The sequence below is a fragment of the Amycolatopsis sp. NPDC114503 genome (assembly GCF_055633655.1).
In genome coordinates, this window is the sequence record NZ_JBVKDT010000001.1 from 798,734 (window position 1) to 814,194 (window position 15,461).

The 15,461-nt window shown below is 69.2% G+C and carries 18 protein-coding genes; 16 read left to right on the plus strand and 2 right to left on the minus strand.

What is annotated here, in order from left to right; translation table 11 throughout:
* Position 1 precedes the first annotated feature (1 nt).
* From ACZ7OI_RS03880 to ACZ7OI_RS03930, 11 genes are all read left to right on the plus strand, one after another.
* Positions 2-748 carry an ABC transporter ATP-binding protein gene (locus tag ACZ7OI_RS03880; protein WP_470262678.1) on the plus strand — a complete coding sequence of 249 codons (747 nt, stop codon included), beginning with the start codon at positions 2-4 and terminating at the stop codon, positions 746-748.
* Positions 749-762: 14 nt separating this feature from the next.
* On the plus strand, positions 763-3,186 hold the full coding sequence (locus ACZ7OI_RS03885; protein WP_470262679.1) for an ABC transporter permease: 2,424 nt from the start codon (positions 763-765) through the stop codon (positions 3,184-3,186).
* Between the two features lie 40 nt (positions 3,187-3,226).
* Positions 3,227-3,790 (plus strand): orotate phosphoribosyltransferase, encoded by a 564-nt coding sequence (gene pyrE, locus ACZ7OI_RS03890; RefSeq protein WP_470262680.1) that lies wholly within the window; start codon positions 3,227-3,229, stop codon positions 3,788-3,790.
* A 92-nt stretch (positions 3,791-3,882) separates the two neighbouring features.
* Positions 3,883-4,437 (plus strand): RNA polymerase sigma factor, encoded by a 555-nt coding sequence (locus ACZ7OI_RS03895; protein ID WP_470262681.1) that lies wholly within the window; start codon positions 3,883-3,885, stop codon positions 4,435-4,437.
* A complete protein-coding gene (locus ACZ7OI_RS03900) occupies positions 4,428-4,985 on the plus strand; it encodes an Asp23/Gls24 family envelope stress response protein (RefSeq protein WP_470262682.1) in 558 nt (185 codons plus the stop codon). The genes ACZ7OI_RS03895 and ACZ7OI_RS03900 overlap by 10 nt, the downstream gene beginning before the upstream one ends.
* Positions 4,982-5,344 carry an Asp23/Gls24 family envelope stress response protein gene (locus tag ACZ7OI_RS03905; RefSeq protein ID WP_470262683.1) on the plus strand — a complete coding sequence of 121 codons (363 nt, stop codon included), beginning with the start codon at positions 4,982-4,984 and terminating at the stop codon, positions 5,342-5,344. Before ACZ7OI_RS03900 ends, ACZ7OI_RS03905 begins: the two co-directional genes overlap by 4 nt.
* Positions 5,341-5,643 (plus strand): hypothetical protein, encoded by a 303-nt coding sequence (locus tag ACZ7OI_RS03910; RefSeq protein ID WP_470262684.1) that lies wholly within the window; start codon positions 5,341-5,343, stop codon positions 5,641-5,643. Before ACZ7OI_RS03905 ends, ACZ7OI_RS03910 begins: the two co-directional genes overlap by 4 nt.
* 56 nt (positions 5,644-5,699) lie before the next feature.
* The gene (locus ACZ7OI_RS03915) at positions 5,700-6,017 is read left to right on the plus strand and encodes a hypothetical protein (RefSeq protein ID WP_470262685.1); all 318 of its coding nucleotides are present in this window, start codon (positions 5,700-5,702) and stop codon (positions 6,015-6,017) included.
* A 283-nt stretch (positions 6,018-6,300) separates the two neighbouring features.
* A complete protein-coding gene (locus ACZ7OI_RS03920; protein ID WP_470228476.1) occupies positions 6,301-6,699 on the plus strand; it encodes a DUF2784 domain-containing protein in 399 nt (132 codons plus the stop codon).
* Between the two features lie 16 nt (positions 6,700-6,715).
* Complete coding sequence (locus tag ACZ7OI_RS03925; RefSeq protein ID WP_470262686.1) at positions 6,716-7,375, plus strand: TrmH family RNA methyltransferase; 660 nt, start codon at positions 6,716-6,718, stop codon at positions 7,373-7,375.
* 329 nt (positions 7,376-7,704) lie between these two features.
* Entirely contained in the window at positions 7,705-8,958 is a 1,254-nt protein-coding gene (locus ACZ7OI_RS03930) for a glycoside hydrolase family 76 protein (RefSeq protein ID WP_470262687.1), read from the plus strand.
* 3 nt (positions 8,959-8,961) lie between these two features.
* Here ACZ7OI_RS03930 and ACZ7OI_RS03935 read toward each other — a convergent pair whose 3' ends face one another.
* On the minus strand, positions 8,962-9,828 hold the full coding sequence (locus ACZ7OI_RS03935; RefSeq protein ID WP_470262688.1) for a LacI family DNA-binding transcriptional regulator: 867 nt from the start codon (positions 9,826-9,828) through the stop codon (positions 8,962-8,964).
* Positions 9,829-9,975: 147 nt separating this feature from the next.
* Entirely contained in the window at positions 9,976-10,995 is a 1,020-nt protein-coding gene (locus tag ACZ7OI_RS03940; protein ID WP_470262689.1) for a LacI family DNA-binding transcriptional regulator, read from the minus strand.
* A gap of 131 nt (positions 10,996-11,126) precedes the next feature.
* On the opposite strand from ACZ7OI_RS03940, the gene ACZ7OI_RS03945 reads away from it, so the two are divergent.
* From ACZ7OI_RS03945 to ACZ7OI_RS03965, 5 genes are read left to right on the plus strand one after another with little or no spacing between them, the layout of a single operon-like run.
* Complete coding sequence (locus ACZ7OI_RS03945) at positions 11,127-12,146, plus strand: substrate-binding domain-containing protein (RefSeq protein ID WP_470262690.1); 1,020 nt, start codon at positions 11,127-11,129, stop codon at positions 12,144-12,146.
* Positions 12,143-13,132 carry an ABC transporter permease gene (locus ACZ7OI_RS03950; protein WP_470262691.1) on the plus strand — a complete coding sequence of 330 codons (990 nt, stop codon included), beginning with the start codon at positions 12,143-12,145 and terminating at the stop codon, positions 13,130-13,132. Before ACZ7OI_RS03945 ends, ACZ7OI_RS03950 begins: the two co-directional genes overlap by 4 nt.
* Positions 13,129-13,950: an ATP-binding cassette domain-containing protein gene (locus tag ACZ7OI_RS03955; protein ID WP_470262692.1), complete on the plus strand. Its 822-nt coding sequence runs from the start codon at positions 13,129-13,131 to the stop codon at positions 13,948-13,950. The genes ACZ7OI_RS03950 and ACZ7OI_RS03955 overlap by 4 nt, the downstream gene beginning before the upstream one ends.
* Position 13,951: 1 nt before the next feature.
* Positions 13,952-14,824, plus strand: a complete 873-nt coding sequence (locus tag ACZ7OI_RS03960; RefSeq protein WP_470262693.1) for a PfkB family carbohydrate kinase — start codon at positions 13,952-13,954, stop codon at positions 14,822-14,824.
* Positions 14,821-15,456 carry a nucleoside/nucleotide kinase family protein gene (locus tag ACZ7OI_RS03965; RefSeq protein WP_009084950.1) on the plus strand — a complete coding sequence of 212 codons (636 nt, stop codon included), beginning with the start codon at positions 14,821-14,823 and terminating at the stop codon, positions 15,454-15,456. Before ACZ7OI_RS03960 ends, ACZ7OI_RS03965 begins: the two co-directional genes overlap by 4 nt.
* Positions 15,457-15,461 lie beyond the last annotated feature (5 nt).

The following is a 15,461-nucleotide window of genomic DNA, read 5'->3' on the forward strand; positions in this document are numbered from 1 at the left end:
CATGGCGACTGGGGAAGCGGTGCGGCTCGAATCCGTCCGCAAGGAATACGGCCGGGTCACGGCATTGGACGGGGTGAGCCTGTCGTTTCCGCGCGGCGGTTTCACCGCGGTGATGGGCCCGTCGGGCTCGGGCAAGAGCACGTTCCTGCACTGCGCGGCCGGGCTCGACCGGCCGACCAGCGGCTCGGTGCTGCTCGACGACCAGGAACTGGGCAAGCTCTCCGAGACCCAGCTGACGAAGCTGCGCCGGGACAAGATCGGGTTCGTCTTCCAGGCGTTCAACCTGCTGCCCGCGCTGACCGTCGAGCAGAACGTCGTCCTGCCGCTGCGGCTGGCCGGCCGCCGGGCAGACCGCCGCCGCGTCGCCGAGATGCTCGGGCACGTCGGGCTGAGCGACCGGCGCAAGCACCTGCCGGGCCAGCTGTCCGGCGGCCAACAGCAACGGGTGGCGATCGCTCGCGCGCTGGTCAGCCGTCCGGCAGTGCTGTTCGCCGACGAGCCGACCGGTGCCCTCGACACCCGTACCGCGGGCGAAATCCTTGGCCTGCTTTCGGAATCGGTGCGCGGCGGGCTGACCGTCGTGATGGTGACGCACGATCCCGTCGCGGCGTCCTACGCGGACCGCGTCGTCTTCCTCGCCGACGGTCGCGTCGCCGGCGAGTTGCTCCGGCCGACCGCGACGGCGGTCGCGGAACGCATGACGCACCTCGGCGCCTGGGCCGACCGGATGCCGGTGGGCGGCTTCTGATGTTCAGTCTTGCCTTGCGCACCTTGCGTTTCCGCACCGGCGGGTTCGTCGCCGCGTTCGTGGCCGCGTTCCTCGGCGCGGTGATCGTGTCCGCCTGCGCCGGTCTGATGGAGACCGGAATCCGGTCCGCGACGCCGCCGCACCGCCTGGCCTGGGCGTCGGCTGTCGTTGCCGGACAACAGGATTTCGAGCTGCAGAAGCATTCCGACAAGCCCAAGACGCAGTCGGTCGCGCTTTCGGAGCGGGTCCGGCTGGACAGCGCGCTCGCGGAGAAGATCCGTGCGACGCCCGGAGTGTCCACTGTGGTCGGTGGGGTGAATTTCCCGGTATCGCTGGGGAAGCAGCCGCTGACCGCACACGGATGGGAGTCGGCTCGGCTGCCCGGCCCCGCGCCGCGCGCCGACGAAGTGGTGGTGCCCGCCGCGAGCGGAGTGTCGGCTGGAACGACCGTCGACCTCGCCGTGCAGGGAGCGATTCGCCACTACCGCGTCGCTCGGACCAGCGACCGGCCTGACGTCTTCTTCGCCGACGCGGTCGCCGACCAGTTCTCCGGGCACCCCGGTGAGGTCGACTATTTCGGTGTCGTCACTGACAATCCGGCGGCTTTGCAGCTCGGTTCAGGCGTGTCCGTGCTGACCGGGGATGAACGCGGCCTTGCCGAATTCCCGGAAGCGCAAGCGAGCGGCGGCAGGCTGATCCCGCTGTCCGGCGTCGCGGGCGGGCTGTCCCTTTCGGTCGCTGTGTTCGTCATCGCGAGCACGCTGATGCTGTCGGTGCGCCAGCGGCAGCGGGAATTGGCTCTGCTGCGCGCAATTGGCACGACACCGCGGCAGTTGCGACGCATGGTTCTCGGCGAGGCGCTGGTCATCGGCGTGCTCGCGACCGGGGCCGCGGCCGCGCTGGGTCCGGTGTTCGGCGGGTGGCTGTTCGGGCAGTTCACCTCGGGCGGGTTCATTTCGCCCGCCGTGCAGTTCCACCAGGGCTGGATCCCGATGATCATCGCGGCGGGAGCGACGCTGCTCGCCGTCGGGATTTCCGCGCTGGTGGCCGGATTCCGGGTCGGCCGCATCCGGCCGACCGAGGCGCTCGCCGAGGCCTCCGTGCCGCGCGGCTGGCTGACTCCGCTGCGGCTGATCGTCGCCATCCTGTGCTTCGGCGGCGGGACCGCGCTGGGCATCGTCACGCTCGCGGTGATGACGGGACCCATCGCGGCGAGCACGGCGGGTCCGGCGGTGATGCTGTGGGCGATCGGCGTCGCGATGATCAGCCCGGGCGTCACGAAGCTGACCGCGATCCTGTTGCAGGGCCCGATGCGCCTGTTCAGCGGCGTCACCGGCTGGCTGGCGATCACGAACACGCGCAACGCGGCCACCCGGGTCGCCGGCGCGGTCACGCCGATCATGCTCGCCGTCGGCATCGCGACCGCCAACATCTACCTGCAGACCACGACCACCGCCGCTTCCGCGCAGGCCTTCGCCGAAGACCTCCGCGCCGACGCGGTCGTCGCGGGCCCCACCGGAATTTCTCCCGAGGCTCTCGACCGCGTCCGGCACGCGGACGGCGTCGCGGCGGTCTCGTCGTACGTCACCAGTCGCGCGTTCATCACCGCGCCGTTCGACGAGAACCAGACCAAGAAGGGCTACCCGGCGCTCGGCCTCACCGACGCGACGACCAACGCGGCCACGGTCGTGAAAGGCAGTCTCGCCGACCTCAAAGGCGACACGATCGCGTTGCCCGACGCCGCCGAAGTCTCCCGATCCGTCGGCGATTCGGTCACGCTCCGTCTCGGCGACGGGACCGACCGGACCCTTCGCGTCGTCGCGATCGTGCATCAGCGAGACGGTGCCGAACAGCTTCTCCTGCCCGCCGATCTGCTCGCCGCGCACACCGCCGCCGGTCTCCCCCGGCAGGTGCTCGTCCGCGCCGCCCCCGGCGTCGATCAAGCTCGCCTGACCCAGAGCCTGACCGCCGCGACCGCCGGTCTCCCGGTGTCCGTCGGCGACCGGAGCACGCTGGCCGCCGCGAACGCCAAGGGCGACGAGACCGGCGCGTGGGTGAACTACCTGCTGGTCGGCATGATCGTCGGCTACACGGTGATCTCCGTGGTGAACACCCTGGTCATGGCGACTTCGCGCCGGCGGCGAGAGTTCGGCCTGCAGCGGCTCGGCGGTTTCACCCGCGGCCAGGTGCTGCGGATGGCCGCGGGCGAAGGCGGCCTGATCGCGGCCATCGGCATCCTGCTGGGCACCGTGGTGTCGGCGGGCGCGATCGTGCCGTTCTGTCTCGTGGCGACCGGGCGGGTGCTGCCGGACGGGCCGCTGTCCATCTACCTGGTGATCATCGCGACCGCGATCGTGCTCGCCTTGGTCGCCGCGGTCCTGCCGGCTTGGGTGGCGACCCGGACGCGTCCGGTGACGGCCGTCGCGACCGGGGAGTGACGCGCGGAAGTTGTCGGTGGCGTGTGTAAGACTCTCGGCCGTGGCGTACCCCGGGTTGGATCAAACTGCGAAGCTCGAACTGGCCAGGCTGGTCGGAGAATTGGCCGTCGTGCACGGCAAGGTCACCTTGGCCTCGGGCAAGGAAGCCGACTACTACGTCGACCTCCGGCGGGCGACGCTGCAGCACGCGGCCGCCCCGCTGATCGGCAAGCTCCTGCGGCAGCTCACCGCTGACTGGGACTACGTCGCGACCGGCGGGCTCACCCTCGGCGCGGACCCGGTGGCGCTGGCGATGCTGCACTCCGCCGCGGCCGAGGGCGTCGTGCTCGACGCGTTCGTGGTCCGCAAGGCGATCAAGGAACACGGCATGCAGCGCCGGATCGAGGGCGTGGAGGTGCGCGGCCAGCGGGTGCTGGCCGTCGAGGACACCTCCACCACCGGCGGCAGCGTGCTCACCGCGGTCGAGGCGCTGCGCGAAGGCGGAGCCACCGTGGTCGGCGTCGCGACGGTCGTCGACCGCGACACCGGCGCGCGGGAGGCCATCGAGAAGGCCGGCCTCGAGTACCGGTACCTGCTGAACAAGGACGACCTCGGGCTCAACTGAGGCTTCAACCGAGCGAGAGTGAGCACAGTCACTCACAATGCGTGCGTGACGAATGCCCGCCCAGCGGTGTCCCCCTGACGGAAGGGGGTGCCGTGACCACGACCAGTGTCCCGCTCGACGACGCCACCCTCGTCAGCCGTGCGCGAGACGGCGACGTGCGCGCGTACGAACAGCTTGTGCAGCGTTATCAGGGCCCGATGTTTCGGCTCGCCCTGAAAATGCTGCGCCACCGCGGCGACGCCGAGGACGTAGTGCAGGAAGCGTTCCTCGGCGCGTGGCGGAAGCTGGCGCAGCTGAACGACGACAAGGCGTTCGTCGGCTGGCTGTACCGCGGAACGACCAACCGCTGCCTCAACGTGATCCGGGCGCGCCGCCCGCAGGCCGACGTCGACCTCGACCTGGCCGAATCGCCGCGCCGCGACACTCAGCCCGAGCACGCGGCGCAGGTCAGCGGCCAGCTCGCGGCGCTCGACGACGCGCTTCAGACCCTGACGCCGCAGCAGCGCGCGTGCTGGCTGTTGCGTGAGGTGCACGGCCGGTCGTACGACGAGATCAGCGAGATCGTCGGCGCGAACCCCACCGCGGTCCGGGGCCGGATCGCCCGGGCCCGTGCGCAGCTGGCGGAGGTGATGAAGCCATGGAGGTGAACCAGGACTACGGATTGCCGTGCGGCCGGGAACTGGAGACGGTCTGGGAGCACCTGGACGAGGTCGACGAGCACCAGCTGGACTGCGTCCACTGCCGCACCGCGCGGGAAAGCCTGCTGGCCCTGCGCGAGGCGACGCAGGAGCTGATCGACGAGCCCGACCCGACCCCGCCGGACCTGATGGGCCGGATCATGTCGGCCGTCCGCGCCGAGGTGCGTCGCGGCCAGATGCTGGACCTGCCAGCGACCGAACCGGGCTCCGTCGAAGTGAGCGAGCAAGCCGTCGCGGTCGTGCTCCGCTACGCGGCCGACTCGGCCGGCAACGTCCGGGCTCGCCGGGTGCGGGTGCGAAAGGTCGGTGTCGACCCCTCTGGCGCGGCTGAGGTCGAGGTCGAACTCACCCTCACGACGCGTCTGGGGAACACCAGCGGCGCTGACACGTTGGCCCGCGTACGAGAACTGGTGTCCGCCGCCGCGAGCTCACGAGTGGGTATTTCGTTGGTAAGCCTGGATCTGCTGGTGGAAGACGTGTACGAGGACGGGGAATGACCGCCGAATACGTGATCGCCGCCCCGGTGATCGCGAGCGTCGCCGCGCGGGCGGCCGCCGAAACCGCCGGAGTCGTGCGCCTGGAGCCCGGCCTGCGCGGCTTGGCGACCGCCTGGACTCGCGCCGCCCGGCAACGCTGGAAGGGCCTGGAACCGGCTCCCGCGGACGGCGTTCGGGTCCGCGTCCACGAGGACCGCCTGACTGTCGAGGTCGACGTGGTCATCTCGGACGCGGACCAGGCCGCCGCCGTGGGCCGCGCCGTGCAGCTCGCGGTGTTCCGGGAAGTCCTGGCGCAGACCGGCCGTTCCGTGGACGCCGTCCGAGTGTCCATTTTGGACATCGAAGTGGGGCGGCAGTGACCGATCCGCGTTCGCTGGCCGGAAGACTCGCCGACGCCCTGTCCGCCATCGACGGCCTTCGCCCCGCGACGAGCGTGGCCGCGGAAATCAGCTGGCTGTCGACCGATCCCGCTGGTGGGTCGGTGGATCTGACCTCGGGGTCAGTGGAGGTTCGGTTGGTGGCTTTGCGGCTGCCGCTGCCGCCGCTGCTGTCGGCCGCCGAGACGCGGGTGCGCGAGCTGCTCGAGGGGACGGAGTGGGCGGAAGCGAGTATTCGCTTGGTGGTGACGGACATCGACGGGGCGGCGTTCGCTGACTGAACGTTCCTTGTCCCCTGAACCGGTCCCGTATCGTGGTCTTCGAGCCAGGGGGGCGCATGATCCGGATCCAGGTGACCAACAAGGACGACAAGCCTCGCAGCTGGAATGTCGAGCCCTCCGGCGACGAAGTCGTTCTCGGCGTTGACGACGTGCTCTCGATCGAGTTCGCGCACCCCGCCGACGTGACCTTCGACGTGACCCTCTATCCCGACTCCGAGGTCGTCTGGACGACGGCTGGCCCGGACGACACGGCCCTGCTGCCCGATGACCTCAAGCTCAACGCGGTCACCCTCTGGCCGGGCTCCGGCGCGGGCTCAAGCACGGGCTCTGGCGCGAGCTCTGGCACGAGCTCTGGCACGGGCTCGCCGGGCTAACCGCGGCCGTCCACCTTCCGCGTTTGTCAACCGCTTTTCCGCTCGCTTTCTCCGCCGATTCGCGCTCTCTCCGGGTGCACGGAACGGAGTCATTTACCCCGCGTTGAGTCGCTCGTGGAGGGCGTCGCGGGAAGGTCTCCTACCCGGAGTGATCCCTCCGTTACCTGCCGGGTGAACTCGTTGCTCCGGTGGGTCGAACATCACATCAGGTCCCCCGATATCCCGCTCCCGGCGCGGTTAATCGGAGTAACGTCGCTGGTGGGTGCACTGGAAGGGGGCGAAGGTGGACACGACGGTCGCGCACGTTCTCGCCGACGTAACCGTGGCGGTGCACATCCTCGCTCTGCTCTTCATCGGTTTCGGCGGATTCCTCGCCTGGCGGTGGCCGAAAGTCATTTTCGGGCACATTTTCTTCGCGGTGTGGGGCGTTCTGGTCAATGTCACGCCGATTCCGTGCCCGCTGACCGCGCTGGAGGATTTCTTCCGGCATCAGCAGGGCCTTGGCGACCTGCCCGGCGGATTCAACGCCTACTACCTGTACGGGACGGTGCTCCCGCGCTCGCTGCTGCCGGTGGTGGTCGTAGTGGCCCTGGCGGTGCTGGTGATCTCGTACCTCGGGGCGTACCTGCGCTGGCGACACCGCCACGACGACAGTCCGGCGCACGGCGTCAGCCTCGGCTGAGCGAGAATCGTCCTTCGTGACGACGGAACAACCCGAAGCGGGCCCCACCGAGTGGGTGAACCGCGAGGAGGTCGGCGTCGGTCCATGGCCAGGAACCTGGCCGGACGACCCGCGCTACGACCCCGAACTCCTGACCAACGGCGACCGCCGCAACGTGGTCGACGCCTACCGCTACTGGCGCCGCGAAGCAATCGTGTCCGATGTAGACACCCGACGGCACCCGTTCCACGTCGCGATCGAGAACTTCCAGCACGACCACAACATCGGCACGGTCGTCCGCACCGCGAACGCCTTCGCCGCCGCCGAGGTCCACATCGTCGGCCGCCGCCGCTGGAACCGCCGGGGCGCGATGGTGACGGACCGCTACCAGCACCTCCGCCACCACGAGGATGTCGCAAGCCTGCTGGACTTCGCCACCGCCGAGGGCCTGACGGTGGTGGCCGTCGACAACACACCCGGCGCGGAGCCGGTGGAGACCGCCGAGCTGCCGCGCAAGTGCCTGCTGCTGTTCGGTCAGGAGGGCCCCGGCCTGTCCGAAGCCGCCCAGTCGGACTCGGCGAAAGTGGTGTCCATCGCCCAGTTCGGCACGACGAGGTCAATCAACGCCGGCGTGGCGGCGGGGATCGTGATGCACGCGTGGGTGCGGCAGCATGCGGACCTGTCCAAAGCCTGGTGACTCTCGCTTTGCCCGCAGACGGGTTTCTCGTGAGTGCTCACGCCGGTTCTAGCCGGGGTAGGCACGCACGAGAACCCAGGCTCTGACCGCGCGGTTGGCCTGAACGCGCGCCGAGCAGTCCGAGCGAATGCTGGCAGAGCACTCCATTCCGGCTGCCTGGCTTGAGCGGTCGGCGCGGCAGTGGGTTGGCAGTGGCAGTGGTTGGCGCGGCAGTGGATGGCAGCGGCTGGTCGGGCGGTTCGGCGGAGGCGCGGATCTCCCCGGATTGTTCGGCGGTCGGCAAATGTCGTGGAGAGGCACGTTGTCCGCAGCGCAGGCAGAATCGGCCTATGACAGCCGATCCGCCTGAGCCCGCCGATCCTGCGCGCGACGATGCGGCTGACGCCGCCGCCAGCGCGGCCAGCCCCGTGAACGGCGCGGCAGTCCCTGCCAACCGTGCAACAGATCCTGCCGAGCGAGCTGCGGCGGCTGAGCGAGCCGCTGCAGCCGAGCGGGCCGTATGCGCCCGCCACGTCCGGCGGCTATGGGCCCTGCCTGGCACCGCCCTCGGACGCAGCGGTTGGCCGCCCACTTTGAGCCAGCGGTTCCACTGGCACTGGAACTACTGGTGGCAGGCCCATCTCCTGGACAGCCTCGTCGACGCGCAGCTGCGTGAACCAACCGACGACCGGGCACGGCTGATCGGCCGGTTCGTCACGACGGTGCACCGGCGCAACTTCGGATCCTGGGTCAACGACTACTACGACGACATAGCCTGGCTAGGGCTCGCGTTGCAACGAGTGCGCCGACTTGGACTATCCACAGTGGACGAATCGACAGCAGGCGAATCCACGGCGGGTGAACCGACAGCAGGCGAATCGACAGCGGACGAATCGACGGCGGGCGGATCCACAGCGAGCAAATCGACAGCGGGCAAATCCACGGTGGACGAAGCGATCGAGGCCATCGACAAACGGCTGCATGAAGGCTGGACTGAAGACCTTGGCGGGGGAATCTGGTGGCGGCGGGGCGACTCCTTCAAGAATACCCCCGCAAACGGCCCAGCCGCCATCTTTCACGCTCGTGTGGGTGATCAAGACCGCGCCCGCGCGATGACGCAATGGCTCACCGACACGTTGGTAGACCCCGAAACCGGCCTCGTCTGGGACGGAATCAGAGCGGACACGGGCGAAGTCGTCAAGCATATTTTCTCGTACTGCCAAGGGGTTTACCTCGGAGCGTGCCTCGAACAGCAATGGTGGGACGAAGCGGCACGCACGATCCGGGCGGTCGAACACCACGGAGCCCCCGGCGGCATCCTCCCCGGTTCGGAAGGCGGCGACGGCGGGCTCTTCTCGGCGATTTTGGCCCGCTACCTAGCACTCGCGGCGAAAACCCTGCCCAAACCGGAAGCGGAGACGGCCAAAAGGCTAGTCCAGAAATCAGCCGAAGCGTGCTGGAACGGGGCGGCGCAAGAGAAAACCGGACCACTGTTCAGCGCGGAGTGGGCACGGCCCGCAAAGAACCCGCCGGGAAAAGCGGAACGGGACTTGTCTGTCCAAATTGGAGGGTGGATGTTACTGGAAGCAGCAGCCACCCTGTAAACCTCAACAGCCGCAAGAAGCGCGGTGCAGGAAGCGCGGCGCGAGGCGGACGGACTCGGGCCGGCGCTCCGGCTCCCGGCAGCGCGCCAGCAGCAGCTGCACCGCCCGGCGGCCGATTTCCGAGATCGGTTGCGCCATCGTCGTCACGCCAGGCGAAACCGTGCGCGCCCAGTCCATATCGCCGTAACCGACGACCGCCAGCTCCGACCCGATCCGGATTCCGCGCCGGTGCGCTTCCCACTGCACCCCGATCAGCATCGCTTCGCCAGCGACGACCAAGGCGGTCGGCGAAGGCCAGCCGTCCAGGAGTTTGGCGGCGGCTCGGGCGGCTCCGCCTGCGGTGGATTGGCCGGAGGCGACCAGTTCCGGGTGGTAGCGCAGGCCGGCACGGCCTAGGCCCAGGCGGTAGCCCAGCGCGCGTTCTTCGCTGACGGTGGTTCCCTCGGTACCGGTGATCAGCGCGATCCGCCGGTGTCGTCGCGCGGCCAGGTGCTCGACCAGCGCGGACATGGCCTGGAAGTTCTCCGACCCGACCTGGTCGACGTCGTTGCGGCCGGCGATCCGGTCGACCAGCACGGTCGGCACGCCGGTCCGCACGAGCCCGTTCACGACGGCCTCGTCACCGGGAGCGGGCACCAAGAGCACGCCGTCGATCCGGTCCGCCTGCAGGGCGCGCAGCACTTCGGCTTCCTCGCGCGGACAGTCGCTGGTGTCGGCCAGCAGCAGGTCGCAGCCCGCCCGCGCGGCAGCGCCGCGGATCGCACGCAGCAGCTGGTCGTGGTACGGGCTGGCGTGCCTCCCCAATGCCACCCCGAACCGATGGGTGACCGGCAGGTCCCAGTGGGAGACCTCCGGCGCCAGAACGGTCATTTTCCCGGCCCTCGTCGTCGGTACCTACCCAACAGTAGCCACTGTTGGGCCGCGCAAGAGAGGGTCCGAGACGATCGGGTCCCGAGAATCACTGAGGTGAGTGAACGAAGCGCGTGCTTGGTTACGCCGGGCAGTCAAGACCGGCGGCTACGAGCACCCGCAGGAAGCTCGGTGCCGCAAAGTCGGCGGCAACCGCACAGTCTCAGCGGGCCGTCCGGGATCCGCCAGTCGAGCCAGCAGCAGCTGCACCGCCCGGCGTCCGATCTCATCGATCGGCTGGGCCATGGTCGTCAGCGGCGGGTCCACGAGATCGGCCCATTCGACGTCGTCGTAGACCACCACGGGCAGGTCCTGGCCGATCCGCAAGCCCCGCCGCCGCGCCTCGTGCAGGACTCCGACCATCATGCTGTCGTTCGCGACCACCAGCGCGGTCGGCGGATCCGGCAGCGCCAGCAGCGTGCTCAACGCCAGGCCGCCACCGTCGCGAGAGGACTGTCCGCAAGCCACCAAGTCAGGCGACCAGCTCAGCCCGGACCGGCCGAGGCCGAGCCGGTAGCCCAGTACGCGTTCGTCGCTTGTCGTGAGACCCGGCGCGCCGGAGATCATTCCGATCCGGCGATGGCCCAGCGACGCCAGATGCGCGGTCAGTGCCGAGGTCGCCTGGATGTTCTCCGCGCCGACCTGGTCGATGTCGGTCCGGGTGGTGAGCCGGTCCATCAGCACGGTCGGCACGTCCAGCGACACCAGTTCGCCGAGCACCGACCCGTCGCCAGGCGCGGGGGTGATCAGCAGGCCGTCGACGCGGCGCGACCGCAGCGCGCGCACCACGTCCCGTTCGGTGCCCGCGGTGTCGTGCGTGTCCGCGAGCAGCACGGTGTAGCCATTTGCCGACGCCTCCCGCTCGATGGCGTGCATCAGCGCCGCGAAGTACGGGTTCGCGACCAGCGAGATCGCCATCCCGATCGACCGCGTACCCCCGGTGACCAGCGAACGCGCGATCGCGTCGCCGGTGTAGCCGGTGGTCTCGATCGCGCGCAGCACCGCGGCTTTCGTCTCCTCGGCCACCGCCCGCGTGCCGTTGACGACGTGCGACACCGTCGTGATCGACACGCCCGCCATTTCGGCGATGTCGCGCTGGGTCGGGCGGGCGGAGCGGGGTCGCGGCATGTCTGTCCTTCACCAAGAGAGCGAAACCAGGAGCGTTGGCAAGCGTTTGCGCAAACGCTTGCGTCATGGCATGAGTCTGTCTACCTTCCCGTCCATCGGCAAGCTCGCACCTCGATTCGGAGGGCATCCCCATGAGACACCGGAGTCTCACCGCACTCGCCTTGGCGGCCGCTGTCGCGGTCTCCACCGCCGGGTGCACCGTCGAACGCCACTGGGGCGGCAGCTCCAAAACCGGCGGCAGCGGCAAGGCCAAGGTCGGCCTCGTCACGAAGACCGACACCAACCCGTACTTCGTCGAACTGCGCAACGCCGCCTCCGCCGCGGCGAAGGCCAACGGCGCTGACTTCAGCGCGCTCGCCGGACAGTTCGACGGCGACAACGACGGTCAGGTGCGCTCCATCGAGAACCTGATGCAGCAGGGCGTCAACACCATCCTGATCACGCCGAGCTCGTCGACCGGCGTGCTCAAGGCCATCAAGGACGCTCGCGACGCGGGCATCCTGGTGATCGCCCTCGACACCGCCACCGAGCCGCCGGACGCGGTCGACGCCACCTTCGCCACCGACAACTTCGCGGCAGGCGAGCAGCAGGGCGCGTACGTCAAGGCGGCGCTGAAGGGCACCGACCCCAAGCTCCTGATGGTCGACGGCACCGCGGGCAGTTCGGTCGACACCCAGCGGCACGGCGGGTTCCTCAAGGGAATCGGGCTCAAGGACGGCGCGCCGGAGATCAAGGGCCACACCGCAGCCAACGGTGACCAGAGCCTCGCCCAGCAGGGCATGGAAAACCTTCTGCAGCGCACTACCGATATCAACGCGGTGTACACGATGAACGAGCCGATGGGCCGCGGCGCGTACGCGGCACTGAAGGCGCGTGGGCTCAACGGACAGCTCACCGTCGGCTCGATCGACGGCGGTTGCGAGGGCGTGCAGAACGTCAAGAACGGCCAGTTCGCCGTCACCGTGATGCAGTTCCCGCGGAAGATGGCCGAGCAGGGCGTACTGGCGGCGGTCGACTACGCGAAGACCGGGAAGAAGCCGAGCGGGTTCGTGAACACCGGCTCGACCGCGATCACTGACCACCCGATGCCGGGCGTCCCGAGCAAGGACACCGCGTGGGGACTGCAGAACTGCTGGGGAGGCGGGAAATGACCACCGCTACGGTCAACAACCGCGAGCGCGAGACGCTCGGCGAGTTCTTCCTGCGCGCCCCGGCGGTCGGTCCGGCGCTGGCGCTGGTCGTGGCGATCGTGGTGTTTTCCTTTGCCACGGACACCTTTTTCGACCTGGACAATCTGTCCACAGTGGTCCAGCAGTCACTGGTGGTCGGCACGCTCGCACTCGGCCAGACGCTGATCATCCTGATCGCGGGCATCGACCTTTCCAACGCGTCGTCGATGGTCGTGGCGACGCTGGTGATGGCGAAACTGGCGGCAGTCACGAACGTTTTCTTCGCGCTGCTGGCCGGGGTCGCGCTGACTGTCATCGTCGGCCTGTTCATCGGCACCCTGGCGACGCGGATCAAGTTGCCCGCCTTCATCATCACGCTCGGCACGTTCACCGGCCTGACCGCGGTGGCGAAGCTGATCGCGGGCGGACAAGCGGTTCCGGTGTCCGACGGCCTGCTCACCTGGCTCGGCACGAAGCGGTACCTCTTCGGCGGCATCCCGATCACCTACGGCATGACGCTCGCGCTGCTCATGTTCCTCGCCGTCTGGTACGCGCTCACGAAAACCGCGTGGGGCAAGCACGTTTACGCCGTCGGCAACGCGCCGGAGTCCGCGCGGCTGTCCGGGATCAAGGTCAACCGCACCGTGCTGTCGGTCTACCTGGTCGCCGGTCTGTGCTTCGGCATCGCCGCGTGGCAGGCGCTCGGCCGCACGCCGAACGCCGACCCGAACCAGTTCCAGCTAGGCAACCTCGACTCGATCACCGCCGTCGTGCTGGGCGGCACGAGCCTGTTCGGCGGCCGCGGTTCGGTGCTGGGCACGTTGTTCGGCGCGCTGGTCGTGGCGGTGCTGCGCTCGGGACTGACGCAGATGGGCGTGGACGGCAACTACCAGGACCTGGCGACCGGCGCGTTGCTGATCGCCGCCGTGGTCGTGGACCGGATCGCACGGAGGCAGCAGCAGTCATGACCACTACGCAGCAGCAGCCGACCCTTTCCGCGCGCGGCCTGGTGAAACGCTACGGCCGGGTCACCGCCATCGACGGCGCCGATTTCGACCTCTACCCCGGCGAAGTGCTCGCCGTGGTCGGCGACAACGGGGCCGGAAAGTCCAGTCTCATCAAGGCTTTGTCCGGCGCGGTGGTGCCGGACGCCGGAGAGATCAAAGTGGACGGAAAGACCGTCCACTTCAAGTCCCCTTTGGACGCTCGGCACTACGGAATCGAGACGGTGTATCAGGATCTGGCGGTCGCGCCGGCGCTGGACATCGCGTCGAACATGTTCCTCGGCCGGGAAAAGCGGCTGAAGGGCCCGTTCGGCATCGGGCTGCGCAAGCTCGACACCGCGACCATGCGCACCGAAGCGCAGCGGATCCTGGACGACCTCGGCATCAAGGTCAAATCCATTTCACAGCTGGTGGAAACGCTTTCCGGCGGGCAGCGGCAAGGTGTCGCGGTGGCGCGTGCGGCGGCGTTCGGCCGCAAAGCGGTGATCATGGACGAGCCGACGGCCGCGTTGGGCGTCGCGGAATCCGCGAAGGTGCTGGAGCTGATCGGCCGGATCCGCGATCGCGGTCTGCCGGTGGTGCTGATCAGCCACAACATGCCGCACGTCTTCGAAATCGCCGACCGCATCCACGTGCACCGGCTCGGCAAGCGCGTCGCCGTGGTGACGCCGAAGACGCACAGCATGAACCAGGTCGTCGGTCTGCTCACCGGTGCGCTGAAGCTCGATGACAACGGCGAAGTCGTCGAGGTCGCGTCCACCACGCACGCCGGGTTGACCTGACGTGCGAGTGCTGCTGGCGGGATTGTGCACCGTCGATGTCGTACAACGAGTCGCGGAATTCCCGGAGCCGAGCGAGAAAGTGCAGTCGCTGCAGGTGGATGTCGCGGCCGGTGGGCCGGCGACGAACGCCGCGGTGACCGTCGCGGCGCTCGGTGGCGAAGCGACTCTCGTGACGGCTCTCGGCGCACACCCGCTGGCTGCACTCGCGCGCGCTGACCTCGAAGCCTGCGGCGTCGACCTGGTCGACCTCGCCCCAGCGCGTACCCAGGCACCGCCGGTCAGTGCGGTCGTCGTGCGGGACGGCGACGGCGAACGCACCGTCGTCTCCCGCAACGCCGCCGCCGACGAACCGCTGGAACTGCCTGATCTCGCATCGGTTTTCGACGGAGTAGCGGCCGTGCTCGTCGACGGGCACCATCCCGAGCTAGCGCTTGCTGTCGCCCGGGAAGCCCGCGCCCGCGAGATACCGGTAATCCTCGACGCGGGCAGCTGGAAACCGGTACTGGACCAGTTGCTGCCACTGGTCCGCGTGGCAGCCTGTTCCGCGCGGTTCCGTGCTCCCGCACCGAGTTTGGCCGAACGCGGAGTGTCAGTGACGATCACGACGGCGGGCCCGGAGCCGGTCGCCTGGAGCACTACGGAAGACTCTGGGCAGGTCCCCGTGCCGCTCGTCGAAGCGCGGGACACCCTGGGGGCCGGAGACGTGTGGCACGGCGCGCTCGCGTACGCCGTGGCGAACCGGGACAGCGCCGTCCCCGACTGGATCGGATACGCGAACGCGGTGGCCGCGGAACGCGTCCGGCACGTGGGTCCGCGTTCGTGGACCGGGCCGGTCGGAGAACTGGCGAAGAGCAGAGAAGAGGGAGTGCGATGACGGCGTTCGAGGACCTCCTGGCGCGGGCCGAAAAGCTGGCCAAACCGCGGGAGCGGCACGTGCTCGGCATCATCGGCGCGCCCGCCTCCGGCAAGACCACGCTGGCCTGGGCGATCGCCAACGCGCTCGGTTCGCGGGCCGCGGTCGTCGGGATGGACGGTTTCCACCTGGCCCAGGTCGAACTGCAGCGGCTCGGCCGCACCGACCGCAAGGGCGCGCCGGACACCTTCGACGCGGCCGGCTATGTGCACCTGATCCGCCGGCTCGCCGAGGGCCGCGAGACGGTGTACGCACCGGAGTTCCGCCGCGAGATCGAGGAGCCGATCGCCGGCGCGGTCCCGGTCGCGCCCGAGGTGCAGCTGGTCATCACCGAGGGCAACTACCTGCTGCTTCCGGACGACCCGTGGAGCGGCGTGCGGCAGTACCTCACCGAGGCGTGGTTCCTCGCCCCGGACGAGCCGGAGCGGATCGAGCGGCTGGTCTCCCGGCACCGGCGCTACGGCCGTTCGCTGGTCGAGGCCCGGCAGCGCGCGCTCGGCTCCGACCAGCGCAACGCGGACCTGATCGCGAACACCCGCGACCGGGCCGACCTGGTGCTCGAGAACCTGCCGCTGACGAATTTCGCCCTCTGAGCGGG

Excerpts from the sequence above, each read along its gene's own strand:
- ACZ7OI_RS03880 (WP_470262678.1), top strand. The coding sequence starts at position 2 with ATGGCGACTGGGGAAGCGGTGCGGCTCGAATCCGTCCGCAAGGAATAC.
- ACZ7OI_RS03900 (WP_470262682.1), top strand. The coding sequence starts at position 4,428 with ATGGAGGTGAACCAGGACTACGGATTGCCGTGCGGCCGGGAACTGGAG.
- ACZ7OI_RS03905 (WP_470262683.1), top strand. The coding sequence starts at position 4,982 with ATGACCGCCGAATACGTGATCGCCGCCCCGGTGATCGCGAGCGTCGCC.
- ACZ7OI_RS03915 (WP_470262685.1), top strand. The coding sequence starts at position 5,700 with ATGATCCGGATCCAGGTGACCAACAAGGACGACAAGCCTCGCAGCTGG.
- ACZ7OI_RS03930 (WP_470262687.1), top strand. The coding sequence starts at position 7,705 with ATGACAGCCGATCCGCCTGAGCCCGCCGATCCTGCGCGCGACGATGCG.
- ACZ7OI_RS03935 (WP_470262688.1), bottom strand. The coding sequence starts at position 9,828 with ATGACCGTTCTGGCGCCGGAGGTCTCCCACTGGGACCTGCCGGTCACC.
- ACZ7OI_RS03940 (WP_470262689.1), bottom strand. The coding sequence starts at position 10,995 with ATGCCGCGACCCCGCTCCGCCCGCCCGACCCAGCGCGACATCGCCGAA.
- ACZ7OI_RS03945 (WP_470262690.1), top strand. The coding sequence starts at position 11,127 with ATGAGACACCGGAGTCTCACCGCACTCGCCTTGGCGGCCGCTGTCGCG.
- ACZ7OI_RS03950 (WP_470262691.1), top strand. The coding sequence starts at position 12,143 with ATGACCACCGCTACGGTCAACAACCGCGAGCGCGAGACGCTCGGCGAG.
- ACZ7OI_RS03955 (WP_470262692.1), top strand. The coding sequence starts at position 13,129 with ATGACCACTACGCAGCAGCAGCCGACCCTTTCCGCGCGCGGCCTGGTG.
- ACZ7OI_RS03965 (WP_009084950.1), top strand. The coding sequence starts at position 14,821 with ATGACGGCGTTCGAGGACCTCCTGGCGCGGGCCGAAAAGCTGGCCAAA.